The 16555-nt window shown below is 26.5% G+C and carries 15 protein-coding genes and 1 pseudogene; 1 reads left to right on the forward strand and 15 read right to left on the reverse strand.

Going from position 1 to position 16555, the window contains the following annotated elements; translation table 11 throughout:
- Nucleotides 1–21: 21 nt before the first annotated feature.
- The 15 genes and pseudogenes from ACRDDE_RS04975 to ACRDDE_RS05045 form a co-directional block, all read right to left on the reverse strand.
- The gene (locus tag ACRDDE_RS04975) at nt 22–1134 is read right to left on the reverse strand and encodes an FtsW/RodA/SpoVE family cell cycle protein (protein WP_438625957.1); all 1113 of its coding nucleotides are present in this window, start codon (nt 1132–1134) and stop codon (nt 22–24) included.
- Nucleotides 1135–1288: 154 nt separating this feature from the next.
- A complete protein-coding gene (gene panC, locus ACRDDE_RS04980) occupies nt 1289–2131 on the reverse strand; it encodes a pantoate--beta-alanine ligase (protein WP_438625959.1) in 843 nt (280 codons plus the stop codon).
- Nucleotides 2132–2144: 13 nt separating this feature from the next.
- Nucleotides 2145–2972 carry a 3-methyl-2-oxobutanoate hydroxymethyltransferase gene (gene panB, locus ACRDDE_RS04985; protein ID WP_438625960.1) on the reverse strand — a complete coding sequence of 276 codons (828 nt, stop codon included), beginning with the start codon at nt 2970–2972 and terminating at the stop codon, nt 2145–2147.
- Entirely contained in the window at nt 2947–3825 is an 879-nt protein-coding gene (locus ACRDDE_RS04990) for a Rossmann-like and DUF2520 domain-containing protein (RefSeq protein WP_438625962.1), read from the reverse strand. Before ACRDDE_RS04990 ends, panB begins: the two co-directional genes overlap by 26 nt.
- Before the next feature lie 165 nt (nt 3826–3990).
- Entirely contained in the window at nt 3991–4965 is a 975-nt protein-coding gene (locus tag ACRDDE_RS04995; protein ID WP_438625964.1) for an arsenic resistance protein, read from the reverse strand.
- A 267-nt stretch (nt 4966–5232) separates the two neighbouring features.
- Nucleotides 5233–6174, reverse strand: coding sequence for an SH3 domain-containing protein (locus tag ACRDDE_RS05000; RefSeq protein WP_438625966.1), 942 nt, complete (start codon nt 6172–6174; stop codon nt 5233–5235).
- Between the two features lie 772 nt (nt 6175–6946).
- Nucleotides 6947–7360 (reverse strand): hypothetical protein, encoded by a 414-nt coding sequence (locus ACRDDE_RS05005; protein WP_438625968.1) that lies wholly within the window; start codon nt 7358–7360, stop codon nt 6947–6949.
- A gap of 77 nt (nt 7361–7437) precedes the next feature.
- Complete coding sequence (locus ACRDDE_RS05010) at nt 7438–8877, reverse strand: sensor histidine kinase (protein ID WP_438625969.1); 1440 nt, start codon at nt 8875–8877, stop codon at nt 7438–7440.
- Between the two features lies 1 nt (nt 8878).
- A complete protein-coding gene (locus ACRDDE_RS05015) occupies nt 8879–9544 on the reverse strand; it encodes a response regulator transcription factor (protein ID WP_053831073.1) in 666 nt (221 codons plus the stop codon).
- A gap of 74 nt (nt 9545–9618) precedes the next feature.
- Nucleotides 9619–10466, reverse strand: a pseudogene (locus ACRDDE_RS05020) (EAL domain-containing protein).
- Between the two features lie 251 nt (nt 10467–10717).
- Entirely contained in the window at nt 10718–10981 is a 264-nt protein-coding gene (locus ACRDDE_RS05025) for a hypothetical protein (RefSeq protein ID WP_438625971.1), read from the reverse strand.
- A 60-nt stretch (nt 10982–11041) separates the two neighbouring features.
- Nucleotides 11042–11845 (reverse strand): hypothetical protein, encoded by an 804-nt coding sequence (locus ACRDDE_RS05030; RefSeq protein WP_438625972.1) that lies wholly within the window; start codon nt 11843–11845, stop codon nt 11042–11044.
- Between the two features lie 147 nt (nt 11846–11992).
- The gene (gene cax / locus ACRDDE_RS05035) at nt 11993–13036 is read right to left on the reverse strand and encodes a calcium/proton exchanger (RefSeq protein ID WP_438625974.1); all 1044 of its coding nucleotides are present in this window, start codon (nt 13034–13036) and stop codon (nt 11993–11995) included.
- Nucleotides 13037–13215: 179 nt separating this feature from the next.
- Nucleotides 13216–13800 carry an accessory gene regulator B family protein gene (locus ACRDDE_RS05040; protein WP_438625976.1) on the reverse strand — a complete coding sequence of 195 codons (585 nt, stop codon included), beginning with the start codon at nt 13798–13800 and terminating at the stop codon, nt 13216–13218.
- A gap of 456 nt (nt 13801–14256) precedes the next feature.
- Nucleotides 14257–14895: a nitroreductase family protein gene (locus ACRDDE_RS05045; RefSeq protein ID WP_438625977.1), complete on the reverse strand. Its 639-nt coding sequence runs from the start codon at nt 14893–14895 to the stop codon at nt 14257–14259.
- Nucleotides 14896–15083: 188 nt separating this feature from the next.
- Here ACRDDE_RS05045 and ACRDDE_RS05050 point away from each other — a divergent pair, with 188 nt between their 5' ends.
- Nucleotides 15084–16436, forward strand: coding sequence for an MATE family efflux transporter (locus ACRDDE_RS05050; protein ID WP_438625978.1), 1353 nt, complete (start codon nt 15084–15086; stop codon nt 16434–16436).
- Nucleotides 16437–16555 lie beyond the last annotated feature (119 nt).

Raw genomic sequence — 16555 nt, forward strand, 5'->3', positions numbered from 1 at the left:
CTCATCTCTTATTAATTTCACTTAAAAATTAATTTTTCTTTTCCTCATTCCAACATTAAGTACTAAACCTAGCGCCGCTAAAGAACCAACCAAAGAACTTGCTCCATAACTAATAAATGGAAGTGTTATTCCTGTAACAGGTATTAATGCCATAGTCATACCTATATTTTGAATAATTTGATATGCAAACATACTAGTTACTCCAATTATAATTAAAGTTCCATAAAAATCCTTTGATTCTTCTGCATCTTTTATCATTGTTAATAAAAATGCTCCATATAATAGCACTAAAGCTCCCATTCCTATTAACCCTAATTCTTCTCCTATAACAGCAAATATAAAGTCACTGTCTGGTACTGGTAAGAAACCATTTTGACTTTGTGTTCCTTCATAAAGACCTTTACCCTTTACACCCCCTGATCCTATAGCTATCATAGATTGGACAACTTGATAATTTCCTTTATAACTTAAATCATTAGGATTTAAGAAAGCTTCTATTCTAACTTTTTGATGCGGAGCTAAACATGTATAAATTAACGGTAATAATAATACACCTATTAAAATAGTATTTCTTATTATTTTACCATTAAGCCCTGATACAAATAACATTCCAAACATTATACATATAAAAACTATAGTTCCTCCTAAGTCTGGCTGTATTAACATTAAAAGTAAAACTGGCATAGCTTTTAATACCGCTGGTATTATTTGTTTTATGGTATTTAGTTTACCTTTATATCCTTCTGCAATTTTAGCGTAACTTATTATAAAAGTAAGTTTCGCAATTTCTGATGTTTGAAGATATAGTGGCCCTAATTTTATCCATCTTCTAGATCCTTCTTGTACTACTCCTAATCCAGGCACCCATATACTTAATAATAATATTATAGTAAATATATAAAAAATCTTATAAAATTTACCTATTTTAATATAGTCAATTTTTATAGTGAAAATTATTAAACCAACACCTATACCAAATGCCAACAATTGTTTCATTATTTCTCTATAGTTACCTGTTCTATTTGCATGGGTTGCAGTTGTTAGCATTACAAGGCCAAATATAAATATAAGTGTAACATTTAATATTAATCTCCAGTTTAAATTTTTTATATGCTTAAGTGTTAATTTTTCCATAATTGTAATCCTCTTTCTCGTCTCTATTTTACAGTTATAAAAACTACAAATTTATAAAAGGATTATAAAAATTAATTATGGAGAAATTATGGAGATTATTTTAGAGTAAATATAAAAGGGATATTTTAAAATATCCCTTTTATATTTACCCTATTTATTTATAAATAAAATTATCTATTAACCTTGTATTTCCAATAAAAACAGCAACTGCAATCAATGAGCCCTCTTCAACAGTTGTTACGCTTTTTATAGTGTTATTATCAACTATGCTAATATAATCAATTTTTGCTAGAGGTTCTTTCCCAATTTCATTTTTTATAAAATCAATTATATTCTTAGAAGCTCTTTCTCCACTTTCTATTAAAGATTTTGCCTTATTTAATGATCTATTTATTATAGTTGCAGCTTGTCTTTCTTCTTGGCTTAAATATGTATTTCTTGAACTCTTAGCTAATCCATCATCTTCTCTAACTATAGGACAACCTACAATCTCCGTATCTATATTTAAATCTTTTACCATTTGTTTTATTATAGAAAGTTGTTGAGCATCTTTTTGTCCAAAATATGCTTTATCTGGATTCACTATATTAAATAGCTTGCTTACAATCGTACAAACTCCTCTAAAATGAGTTGGTCTGCTTTTCCCGCATAATTCAGAAGTTAAATTGTCCATATCTACAAAAGTGCTAAATCCATCTTTATACATTTCTTCAACACTTGGATTAAATATTACACTAGCTCCATTTTTTTTACATATACTACTATCTCTATTTATGTCTCTTGGATATGTAGACAAATCTTCATTTATTCCAAATTGCATTGGATTTACAAATATGCTTACAATAACTTTATCATTATTCTCACTAGCTTTTTTTATCAAACTTTCATGACCTTCATGTAAATATCCCATAGTAGGTACAAGTGCTACACTTAATCCATCATTTTTCCAATCCTTAACTTGTTTTCTTATTTCTTTTATGTTGTTTATAATCTTCATGCCCAAATCCCCTTTAGTATAATTTTTCTATTATATCTTCATTTATCTTAAAACTGTGTTCTTCACTTGGAAAAGCTTGTGTTTTTACTTCATCTATATAATTTGAAAATGCATTTTTCATCTTTTCTCCTATATTTTCATACTTTTTCACAAATTTAGGTGTAAAATCACTAAACATCCCCAACATATCTTGATATACAAGTACTTGTCCATCACAACTAGCACCTGCTCCAATTCCAATAGTAGGTATTGTTAACTTTTTAGTTATAAGTGATGCTAACTTTGATGGCACTCCTTCTAATACAACAGCAAATGCACCTGCATCTTCTACTGCTAATGCATCTTCAATAAGTTTTTTTGCTGCTAATTCATCTCTACCTTGCACCTTAAATCCGCCAAAAGCATTTACAGATTGTGGCGTCAGTCCAATATGCCCCATAACTGGTATAGAAGATTTAACTATTTCTTGTATTTGATTAAAAACTTCTACTCCACCTTCTAATTTTACTGCATGTGCTCTTCCTTCTTTTATAAGTCTACCCGCATTTACCACAGCATCATATGTGGATGTTTGATAAGACATAAAAGGCATATCTGCAACTATTAAAGTATTTGTACATCCTCTTGATACTGCTTTTGTATGATGTATCATATCCTCCATAGTTACAGATAGTGTATCTTCATAACCTAAACACACCATTCCTAATGAATCTCCAACTAATATTCCATTGATTCCACAGCTGTCAATTAACTTTGCAGTTGAATAATCGTAGGCTGTAAGCATAGTTAGTTTTTCATTGCTTTCTTTAGCTTCTTTAAAAGTTATAACTGTATTTTTCATATTGTTCCCCCAAATATTTTTCAATTTTAGAATAATCTTTTTCAAAATTTTTAACTTTAGTTATTTTTAATAAGTGCCTAGATAAGATAGTATATAATTCTTTATCTTCATCATTCAAAACTTCATAGTGACCTTTTATAGTTTCTAAATCACATCTTTCTATAGGACCTGTTAAGCTATTTAAAACACCTTTTTCCTTTATGTTTTTTATATTAAATTCAATTAACGGATACAAAGCTTCAATAGCTATATTTTTTTCAAATCCGCATTTTTCAAGATGTTTTATACTTTTGTCAATTATAGGAATTATTAAGTTGCTTGCGCTTACACAGGCTTCATGGTATAAGGACTTATTTTCTTTATTGATTAATAAAACCTTGTTACCAATTGACAAAAATATATTTTTTAAATAATCTATGTATTTTTTGTCTCCTTCAATTGTAATAAATGCTTTAGAGATATTTTTATAAGAATTATATTTATCTGAAATTGCTAATATTGGGTGAATTGAATAACCATATGCACCATATTGGTTTATATTCGAAAAGATTTCTGAGGATTTTGATCCACTTAAATGACATATTATTTTATTATTAATAGGAAAGCTAATTAGATTCTCCCACACGTTTTTTATTTGTGAGTCTGGAGTAGTGATTAATATAACATCACTATCTTGTACTAAATTTTCTAATTTAACATATTGTTTGGTATTTGTGAAAGTTGATGCTTCTTTAGAAGAATGCTCACTTTTGCTATAATACCCCACTAAATTTATATTGTTTTCTTTTAAATATTTTCCCAGGGAAAATCCCATCTTCCCCGCTCCAATAATTCCAAAGTTTATAGTTACCACCTCCTAATGAGTGTGATACTACTAATCAGTCTCATTCTAAAAAGATATGAGCTTCCTATAATAAAATTTTTTAATATCCAATTGGTGCAGTTTAATTAAAATACCACCCATAGATAAATGTAACTTCATTTTTATGCCATGTCAATAAAATAAAAATGAAAGTGCCTACTTTGAGACACTTTCATTAATTACAAAATTATTCTTTAAAAGTATTTTTGATATTATAAAAAGTACAGGTAATTCTATTAATGGCCCTATAATAAGAGCTAATGATATTAATGGCTTATCTGGGAAAGTAGCAACAGCTATAGCTAATGCTATAGGTGAATTTCTCGCAAGCGTTGTGAAATTTAATGCGATAGAATCTTCCCTATTTAAATTTATTACTCTAGATACAAATACTCCTACTATTAAATTTATTGCAAAGAACAACAATACAGGTACAAGTAATTGTAATAGAACTTCCGGATGTTGAATTAAAACTTTCCCTTGAGATGCAAACATAGCAACAATAGCTATATTTAAAAAATACCCTTGATAATCACAAGCTTTTGAAGTTATTGTTTCTTCAAAAAAATCTTTACCATTTTTACTTATAATTATTTTTCTTAAAACAATAGATAGTATTAATGGAATAATTAAACTCATAACTACTCCCTTTAGTAAACTAAGTACTTCGATTTCTACACTAGAACCGCCTATAAGCAATACATATATTGGCAGAAGTAATAATTGCAATATTAAATTTAGAGGCAATATAGACGCCCCTAATGCAACATTTCCTTTAGTTATTCCAGTGAATATTAGGTACCAATCTGTGCAAGGTGTTACCATCAACATAACAAATCCAATCAACAAACTTGGATTATTTCCTAAAAACAATTTTCCAAGTATAAAAATAAGAATCGGTGTCCATATAAAATTTATAAAAATCGATGTTATTGTAAATTTTTTATTGCTAAATGACTTAACTATATCCTTTAAAGGAATTTGTAAAAATACTAAAAATAACATTACTATGAGAGCTGGCATTATTAGATACTCACTATACATTTTAATTATGTCAAATTGTCCAATAAAAATTCCAATAGCCACCATTAATAAAATCATAAAACTTTGAAATTTATTTATATTTTCCATAGCTAGTCCTCCTTTCATTATTCTAATAGTATATCACAATTAATAATGATTTTCATTATTCATATTTTATATTTATTTTAATTAATATAATAAAAAAACGGACTTAAAAAGCCCATTTTTTCCCACTCTAATATTTATCCAAATTCACGTTTTCTTTTGTTCCTTAAGCATAGTTGCCCCTAAAGCGCCAACAAAGTTCTTAAAATCGATTTAAATAGTTTTTAAGGCATATAAAAAAGAAGCCTCCATCGAGACTTCTCTTATTTATTATCCTAATATTTGTATTTCTATGTTTTGTCTTCCGAAAGTTGTACACTCAGATTCACTATTCATGAATATATCTATTTTATTTCCTTTTATAGCTCCCCCACAATCCTCTGCAGTGAATACCATGTCAAACTTAGGTATATAAACCTTTGTTCCGTAAGGTATAACTGAAGGGTCTACAGCTATAGTTCCCCACTTAGGAGTTGTTCCTGTAGCAGTTATACTATGACCTGCATATGCACTTGCATTTACAGTCATTAATCTTCCACTATTGTTGTTTGATGAAGTTGTTTCTTCAGTTTTTGATGATTCATTTGAATTATTATTTTGGTTGTTATTTTGTGCACTGTTTGAAACTGCTTCTTCTGACTTCTCTTCTTTAACAGTTGAATCGTTTGAATCATTCTTTTGATCTACTGTATTTGTTGTAGCAGCTTTTACTTCAGTCTTTTTAGCTTGTTGATCCATAGCTTGAGATTCAGTTAACGCATAATCTCCTGATATCCATCCTTCTTGATTGTCATCAAGCTTAACTTTATACCAATCATTTTCATGCTCTAATACTTCTACTACAGTTCCATTTGCTAATGATCCTATTTTATCATTTTCTATAGATGGTCCTTTTCTTACGTTTAGTTCAGTAGCTGTTACAGTTGCTTTTTCTTTTGCAGTGTAATCTCCACTTACCCATCCTTCATTTCCGTCTGAAAGTTTAACTTTGTTCCATCCATTGTTACTTTCTAATATTTCAACAACCATTCCTCTATCTAATGATCCTATTTTATCATTTTCTACAGATGGTCCTTTTCTCACGTTTAATTTTTCTGGTGTAACTATTTCTTTCTCTGCAGCAAATATGCTGTTTGTTGAAGCATACATACCTCCAACTACTAAACCTAATGTTAATACTATTGATTTCTTTGCTCTTTTATTCATACTCATAAAATTCCTCCATTCAATTAAATAAAATTAAAAATTATATATTATTGACCTTAATGTCTTTTTAAATTCATATTGTTTGTGTTTGTTACTTTTTCGTAACTTTTTTTAACTTGTTATTAATGTTAATACACTTTTTTCTTTTTGTAAACACCTGGAACCAAAAAAAAGTAAATTTGGTTACAAAAGAGTTACAATTGGTAACAATGTTTATCTATTGAAATTGCAAGCATTCATAGGTATGTGAAATTCACTTAAAATTTTTTTAAATTTTTTTTGTAACAATTATAATCCATGCTATTTTTTGCTTGTTTTATATAATAATCATTGTAAAAAATATCATAAATTACAGCTTAATTACCTTTTCTATTTTAAATATTACAAATTCACTTTGTAACTTTTAGTTTTTACAAATGTATTTACTCTTTTTTATTAGCTCTGCTTATATATTTTGTTACTAATAAAAAATCATATTATCCAGTTTGTAATTCAAACTCAATTTAATATAAATCTTAAATTTTTAATTTCAATACAATACTAAAATTCTAGTTTGTTAATTTTTTTAATATTGATTGCTAATATATATAGCTTTTATTTTAATTGCTTTATATTCATTATAGATTTGTTATAGATTTTTTCTATGTTAATTTAATGTTAAGTTATTGCATAGATACTATTTGTCTACTTATCTATAACGATAAATATTTATCATTTCCTCATATAAATAAAAAATAAGGTTAGTAAAACTAACCTTATTTTTTATTTATATTAACTTTTATCGTTGATTACACATACCTCTACCTTGTCCTTGTCCATTTTTCATATGTCCATTGTTTAATCTTTCAGATCTGTTTTGCTTCATATTTTCTAAAAAATCACTTCCTAAATACTTATATGCTTTATCATGAATTTCAAAGTATTTGTTTAATTCTTCATCACTTAAATTACTTTTTGGTTGTTTGTAGTACTTATCAAATATTGTTTTTTCATCTTTTGTAAGTTCATTATAGCCTTTGTCTATAAGTTTTTGTTGCTCATCTGTAAGTCTACATTCTTGTCTATTTTGGTATCTGTAACTAAATGAATTATCTGTAGATGATTTTTCATTTGCATTTGCTATAACCCCCATAGATCCAAATCCAATAGCTGATATAACACTAAGTGATAATACTATTTTTTTTAATTTCATAAAACTACCTCCTGTTAAATTATCTTTAATATCATTATGACTATCGATTGTTACAACTTAGTTACAAGTAAAAAATTTTACAATTTTAATTCAAACCAAAATTCGACACCATCTTTTTTGTTCAAAACACCACATTTACCGTCATGAAGATTTATTATTTCTCTTATAATAGACAATCCCAGTCCCACTCTATTGTCACTATATGTTCTGGATTTATTAATTCTCATAAAAGAATCCCATATCTCATCTAAATATTCATCTTCTATATTTTCTCCACTATTATATATAGATACTTTTAAATTCCCCTTACATCTATATGTAGTTATATTTAAAATACGATTATTATCTATATGATGTATAGCATTATCTATAAAATTGTATAAAACTTGTTGAATTCTAATTTTATCTACATATATATAGATATCATTTATATTTAAGGTTACATTTATATCTTTTTCTTTAATCTTTATTTCAAAATTTCTAATAGTTTCTATTATTAAGTCTTTTATACTTATTTGTTCTTTTTTTATACTGAACGTCTTAGACTCTAGCTTATATAAATCTAATAAATCTTTAACTAATACCCCCATTTTTTCACTTTCTTCATATATTACATCTATATAGTACTCTCGATCCTCATAACTTTTTACTACATTGCTTTTTAAACCTAAAGCATATCCACTTATAACCGTTATCGGAGTTTTTAGCTCATGAGATACACTCGACACAAATTCTCTTCTAAGATTTTCTTGTATTTCTTTATTTTTAATAAGCACTTCTAATTCGTCATTTTTATATTTTAAGTCATTTAAGCTACTATTTATCTTATCCGACAATTTATTTATACTTTGTCCTAATTTTTCAATCTCATCATTAGTTTTTATATCAACTCTTTCATTAAAATCTAAATTTGAAATTTTATCAGTTACTTCATTTAGTTTTCTTATAGGCTTCGTAAACTTGATTGAAAAAATTATAGCCATTATAATAGAAATAATTATTATAGGAATAAAAATAATTATTAAAAAAGTAGAAGCTATCTTTATACTATTTTCAATTGAACTTATAGGTGTTTTAATAACTATCGTGTATAAGTTATCATCTGTGCTCGATATGATTGATAAAAACTCAATATTTTCTGAGTTTTCATGTATTATATATGAGGTTAAGTCTCTATTTATATAGTATTTATCTACTACTTCATATTTGTTTTTCATCTTCCCCATCATATGATTATTCATACTCATTCTGTTCTTAAATGCTAAGTTTCCTTCTTTATTATATATATCTAAATTTACACCCTTACTTTCGGTTAATTTTAGGAGCTTATTTGATGTATTTTCATCTAAATTTTCATTCAATATCACTTTTATTTCATTTGATAATTTATCTAATTGTAAACTAGTATACTTTATATATATATCTTTGAAGTTAATAGTAAATATTAATATTCCAACTAACATCATTGAGTTGATAAGTATTATCCCTGTTAATAATTTATTTTTTATAGATTTCATACTAACTCCCAAAAACATAGCCAAAACCTCTTATGTTTTTAATCAACTCTGATTCATAGCCTAATTTTTTTCTTAACCTTGTTATATGAGTATCTAATGTTCTCGGATCCCCATAGTAGTCATATCCCCATACTAAATCTAATAATTTATCTTTTTTTAGCGATATTCCTACATTATTTAAAAATATAAACATTAATTCATATTCTATAGGTGTAAGTTCAATTTCTTTTTCTCTAACTCTTATTACATTATTATTTAATTGAAGAACTATGTCTCCATACTTAAAGGTTTGCTTTTCTTTCAATGAATTAACTCTTTTTAATAAATTTTTTACTCTAGCAATTAGTAATTTAGGATTAAATGGCTTTGACATATATTCATCTGCACCTATATCAAAACCAAAGAGTTCATCTATATCACTGTCTTTTGCTGTTAATATAAGTACTGGAATATCTGATTTTGATTTTATATGTTTGCATACATCCCACCCATCTACAATAGGCATCATTATATCTAATATAGCTAGTGATATGTTTTCTTTTTCAAATAACTCAATTGCTTCTTTTCCATTTTCCGCTTTATATACATTAAATTCTTCTAATTTTAAGAAATCATTTATTAACCTTAGTATTCTTAAATCATCATCAGCAACTAATATGTTAACCATTTCCTATTCTCCTTCATACTTTTTGTTTTATGTTACCATAAAACAAGCTCCGGTTAAACACCAGAGCTTGTCTTCTATTTAAATAATTTAAATTTTTCTAATACTTGAACACTTAAAGGCTTACTATAAAAATATCCTTGTATATAAATTTTATCTGATTTTGTATTTTTTATAATTTTCATTTGATAATTTTCCTCCACACCTTCAACTACTATAGTTTTATCTTTTATAGTAGATAAGTAATCTGCTGTTTCTATAAGTGTCTTATTTATAGATGAAGTTCCTATATTATCAATAAAATATTTATCTAATTTAATTATGTCAAATTCAAACTTGTCTAACATAGATATATTCGAGTAATCTACTCCAAAGTCATCTAACTCTATTAAAAATCCGCTATCCTTTAAAATTTTTATGTTTTTGCTTACAGACTCTTTATTTTTATAGCTATTATTTTCAGTAATCTCTATGCAAATAGACCTTCTAGGTAAGTCTCTTTTATTATAGCTTTCAATGTTTCTACTATATATATGCTTTCAATTTCTTTAAGTGATAAATTTATAGAAATATAAAATTTTTCATTTATATTCTCTACATTTTTCAATCTTTTAAAATCCTCAACTATTCTCTTTAATATCCAAATAGAAACTTCTTCCATCATATGGCACTTATTAATTTCTTCTATTATTATAGAAGGCATAATTAATTTATTTTTCAATTCTAACCTGATTAGAGCCTCAAATCCCATAATTTTATTTTCTTTTGGGTTAACTATAGGCTGATAGTTTAAAAGATAGTTATCTTCTTTTATATATTTTTTTACTTTAGCTCTGTATATATATTTATAAATAATAGGGTATATCTGAAGTTTAAATATTACAGCAAACAATATAAATATTAAAACTTTGAAAAAATTATTCAAACTCTTTATTGTAGTATTTTCTTCCTTGTTTTGTTTATTCCCTATTTAGCTATTACATTCTCATAATAATGGTTTTTATAAAACTCTTTGTTTTTCGATCTTATAAGAGTTGTTAGTTCCATACTATAATTTATACTCATTTTTCTTATCACCAAGATTGGAGTACACATCCATTAATCCGTGTAAGTACATTTCCTTATATTCTATAATATTTTTTTCATTAGCTAACTTAATTCCTTTTTTATAAATGTCTATAGCATCATTATATTTTTTTCTTTATTGTAGGTATTGGCTAAAGCCTTATAGTAATATAACTCTTTATTAGCATAAATATCTATACTTTCATTATCTATCATAGATTCTGCTTTTTTTAAGTACTCATGAGCTGAATAGAAATCTCCTATTTCTGTATAGTATTCACTTTCTATAGAAAACTTTAAAACTTGAACATCTTTTGATATATCTTTTTGTATAGAAGTACTGTATTTATCTATTTTCTTTATATAGCTTAACAATTTCCCATAATTTCCAATTCTACTTTCAATTTGAGCTAAGTTTATTAGCTTATAACAATTTTAAATTGCATTTGTGTATTTATCTTCTATATTTATTTTATCAGTGTATTTTATTATATTAATTGCAGATTCATATTCTCCAACTTGTTTTGCCGATACCCCTAAGTCTATTATCAATTTATACAATTCCTCTTTTTTATCCATCTTTTCTGCAAGTTCTATTGCTTCTAAATTACTTTCAATGTCATAATTGTATCCATATAAAGCTAAACTTACGGTAGACATTTTTTTATAAAAATATAATTTAGACTCATCATCAATTAAATATTCATTTTCCTTTATTTTTCTAAAATCTTTAAGAGCTATCGCTCTGCCTTTTTCCAAATCTAGTAATTTACTATGAGTATTCCAAATTATTTTTTTATACTCGCTATAACTCTTTGGACTTATACTGTTAAATCCATCCTCTACATAATTTAAAGCTTTGTTTGTTTCTCCATTTTCTCTAGCATCTTTAGCTAAGTAGTAGTAGCTGTATAATTTAGCAAAATCATTTGTATGTTCATCTTGATTTTCTACTACCTTTTCAAAATATTGTTTTACTTCTTTATTATTTTTATAAAAATTTATATTATAATATCCTAATATAAAATAATCGTTAGAATCTTTATGAGATTTAGAAAAAATCTCTATTTTTTGATTTTTTAATTTTTCTTTATCTATTTCTTTATCATTTTCATAACTATATGCTATATCGTCTATAATGTCATTATTTTCTTTCTTTATTAAATAATAAGACCCAAATATTATAATAAACACCAATGAGCTTATTATAATATTTTTATTTAGCTTTTTTATCTCCATTCCCCTCTTTCTTATTTTTAATCTAGTTAACTATTTTTTCTTAGCCTTTTATATGGTGTCACTGTTATATATATCTATTTATTTAGTATGTTAAACAATTTTTCATATTATAAATAAAAATAGACCTTTTTAAAGGTCTATTTTTATTTATAATATGAAAAATCCTGCTGCAATAATAAAATAAACAGATAATAATTGTACACCTTCTAGCCAATTTGACTCTCCATCACTTGCAACTCTATTTACAATAAGAACAGACGCAATTAATGCTACTAATTCAAACGGATTAAATACAATGCTCATAGGAGTAAATATTAAGCTTATAAATATTAATATAGGAGCAACAAATAATATTATTTGTAAACTAGATCCAACTGCAATTTCTACAGCAACATCCATCTTATTTTTCATTGCCATTACAACAGCGGTAGAATGTTCTGCTGCATTTCCTATTATAGGTATTATTATTATCCCTACAAAAAATTCACTCAATCCTAATGTTGCCGTTAATGAATCTACACCACTAACTAAAAATTCACTTTCAATAGCTATTAATATAGTAGCTATTGCTAAAACAAATATAGACTTTTTAAGTGACCACTTAGACTCTCCATCATTCTCAGGCTCTGATGAATATATATCTTTATGTGTATAAAACGAAAATACTAAACTTAATATGTATATTATAAACATTATTATAGCTACAATAATGCTTAGTCCCTCATATTTTGTATTTAGCAAGCTAGGATTGATTGTATGCGTAAAAATTGCTGGCACACAAAGTCCTATAACTGCAAATAAAAGCATACTTGATGATACTTCTATAACTTTTTTATTGAATTTTTGATTTTTATGCTTTAGTCCGCCTAATAGCATACTAGCTCCTAATACAAGTAATATATTTCCTATTACCGACCCTGCGATAGATGCTTTTACTACGTCAAATAGTCCTGCTTTTAAAGCAAAGAACGAAATAATAAGTTCTGTTGCATTTCCAAATGTAGCATTTAAAAAGCCTCCTATTTTAGGTCCTGTATAAAAAGCTATTTCTTCTGTAGCTTCTCCCATGAGTCCCGCTAGTGGTATAATTGATAATGCCGCCAATAAAAACATTACTGTTGGTGGCAAGTGCATAAATTCTCCAATTATACTTATCGGTATAAATATAAGTAAATATTTTAATACTTTCATATTTTCACCTCTTAGATATTTAGTTTTTTTATAGTATTTTTTCTAACTTATTATATTCCTATAATTTTCCTTTGTCTATATTATCTACCTTATTGTAGATAAAAATAAGCATAAAAAATAAAAAACATTTATAGGTAAGGATTTCCTAATTTAAAAATCTACCCATAAATGTTTTTTTCTTAATTGTTTATGTAATTTTTTATAGTCCCCAGTACTAACATAAATGCACTCCAATATAAAGCACTACAAGTAAATGCCGCATATTCATTTATAATTTCTATCCTTAATAATGTAATTGTTAAAAAAGTAATTATTGTGGCTATTACTCTAGATATAATTTTTTTTCTTAGTACATCATTAAAATCCATTTTATTTTTTATATTTTCTACAGGCGCTAAAACATATATACATCCCCAACTTAATACTGTAAATAAAATAATTAAAAACTTATAAGTTGTTAAATCCTCATAACTACTCGAATATATAGTAAATATATATATCCACATAAACATTAGTAATCTTATAATGTAACTTTTAGCTTTATATCCACAGGCAAATTTTCTTATTATCAAATAACATATTAAAAGTATTATTCCTTGAGTAACTTTCCCGAAGATAGCTCCAACTAAAATTACACTTACAAAGCTTATTGCCAAAAATATTAAAGATTTTATTTTATCTCTATATTTTTCAAATTTTTCTGTGTCTATTATATTATTTAGCACAAGAAATGACACAAGTCTGTCGGTAAGTGATTCAATCATTAAGTCCTCCCTTTTTACCTTTTTATTTTAAATTACCACCTTCTATTTGTTTATTCAATACAAATTAAAAAACTAGTCATTAAATGTTTATATTTACCATTTTTTAGTGCAAAAACTGACTTTTCAAAACAAAAAAAGACTGTTTTGCAAACAGTCTTTAAATAGTATTATTGTACTTTTAGGGGGATTTAGAAAACTTTCTTAAGTCTTCTTTTTTTTAAATATATTTATATTAAAGTGCTTTAATTTTATATAAATTATGTCATTTCCTATTGTCATGTTGTTTTTTGTCTAATCTCGTTGTTTATGTATACAATATACCATCTTTTTATCTATTCGTCTAGAGTATAATTATTTTTTTATATAAAAATTATTTTTTAATTTGTTTTTTATTGTATTTAAAATAAAGAGCTTAAATTAGTATGCTAATTTGAGCTCTTTGTTTTAATGTAGATTTTAATTTATAAATGTAGTAACATCTTCTAATGGTTTTCTAGGTGGTTGTTGTGGTTGATTGTCCTCTGCAACACCTAAAGATATCATCGACATTAACTCATATCCAGGCTTTTCAAATCCTATAAGATTTTCAATTTCTGTTTTTGCATGAGTAGGACCTGTCATGTAACAAGTTCCATATCCCATTTCAGTTGCCGCTAATAAGAAGTTTTCAACTGCTGCTCCTATACTTTGAGCTGCTGATTGAGGAGATACTAATACCTCTAATAGGTCCTTTGGCGCATCATTTTCTTTTAAAATTTTGTATTCTATCATTTTATATTCGCATCCATAAACTAATATAACAACAGGAGCATTTTTAAAACATGTATAATAATTTATAACACTCATATGTATTTTTTTATCTTTTTCAGTTTTTGCTAGTTCACCTATTTTTTCATGGCTTCTAGTAACGATATCAGCCATTTCATTTATCATATCCTTATTTTGAAGTACTACAAAATGCCAATTTTGCTGATGTTTTGCTGATGGAGCAAATGTTGCAGCCTTTAAAAGTTCCATTATATCTTCTTTTGGAATAGGTTCATCTTTGAATTTTCTTATACTTTGACGGTTATATATGAAATCTAAGTTTGTCATTTTAAATTCTCCTTTGTCTATAAACTGATTTAACAATTTAAATTATATAAATAAAATAGTTTTATGTCAAACTATTTTATTTATATAATTTACTATCCTTTTTTGATAATTTTAATATAATGGTATTGTCGGAATTTTTAAATAATGCTATCATATGCAAGCATATATTTTTTACAAAGGGGGATTTTATGACAAAAGATATGACCGCTGGTAATCCAGTAAAACTAATTTTATACTTTTCTATACCACTTCTCATAGGTAATATATTTCAACAGTTTTATAGTATGGTTGATACTATAATAGTAGGAAGATTTTTAGGTGTCAAGGCTCTTGCTGCAGTTGGATCAACCGGATCCATGAATTTTCTAATAATAGGATTCGTATTAGGCCTTACTTCAGGCTTTTCTGTTTTAGTATCTCAAAAGTTTGGAGCAAACGATGTTGATGGAGTAAAAAAAGCAGTTGCCAGTGCAATTGTTCTATCTATTATTATGTCAATTGTAATAACATTTATAAGTGTTATTACATCAAAATCAATTTTGCACTTAATAAATACACCTAGTGATATTATAGATGACGCTCAATCTTATATAGTAGTTATCTATGGAGGAATATTTGCTACTTTTTTCTATAATATGATATCGAGTATACTTCGTGCTCTTGGTGATAGTAAAACACCTCTATATTTTTTAATAGTAGCATCAATTTTAAATATAATTCTTGATTTATTCTTTATAATAAATTTATCTATGGGAGTTGCCGGAGCAGCTTACGCAACAGTAATTGCTCAAGGCGTTTCGGGAATTTTATGTTTATTTTATACTGCTAAAAAATTTCCTATATTAAAACTTGAGAAAAAACATTTTAAATTTGACAGTTTATATTTTAAAAAGCATTTAAGTATTGGAATCCCAATGGCTCTTCAATTTTCTATAACTGCTATAGGAGCAATTATACTTCAAGGTGCGGTTAATGCATTTGGATCAACAGTTGTAGCCGCTCATACTGCTGCATCTAAAGTAGAGCAATTAGTTATGCAACCTAGTATAACATTTGGAGTTACGATGGCAACTTATTGTGCTCAAAACCTAGGAGCCGGAAATATAGATAGAATAAAAGAAGGGGTTAAAAAATGTACTATTATAAATATAATTATAGGTCTTATAGGAGGTATTATACTATTTTTATTTGGTGATCAATTTGTTAAACTGTTTGTATCAAATTCTGACCCAGATGTGGTTTCTTACTCTATGAAATACCTAACTACAGTTGCATTTTTCTTTATACCACTTAGCTTAATATTTATATATAGAAATGCACTTCAAGGAATGGGCTACACGTTAGTTCCTATGTTGGCTGGAGTTTGCGAATTATTAGCTAGAACAGTTGTTGCATTTACACTACCTTTATTCTTAGGCTATTTCGGAGTTTGCTTAGCAGGTCCTATGGCTTGGATTGCAGCTTGTATTCCATTAATACTTGATTATATCAAAAAAATAAATACATTAAGTGAATCTAAAGTTTTATCTATTCATATTTAACAGTCTTAAAATATTTTAAGACTGTTTTTTAGTATCAGTTTTTATATTAAACTGATATTTTCGTTGCAATTAATTTATCTAACTGATACAATATTGTAATATAATTTAATCGGAGGACT

It is taken from the genome of Paraclostridium sp., from assembly GCF_051656405.1.
Classification (GTDB): domain Bacteria; phylum Bacillota; class Clostridia; order Peptostreptococcales; family Peptostreptococcaceae; genus Paraclostridium.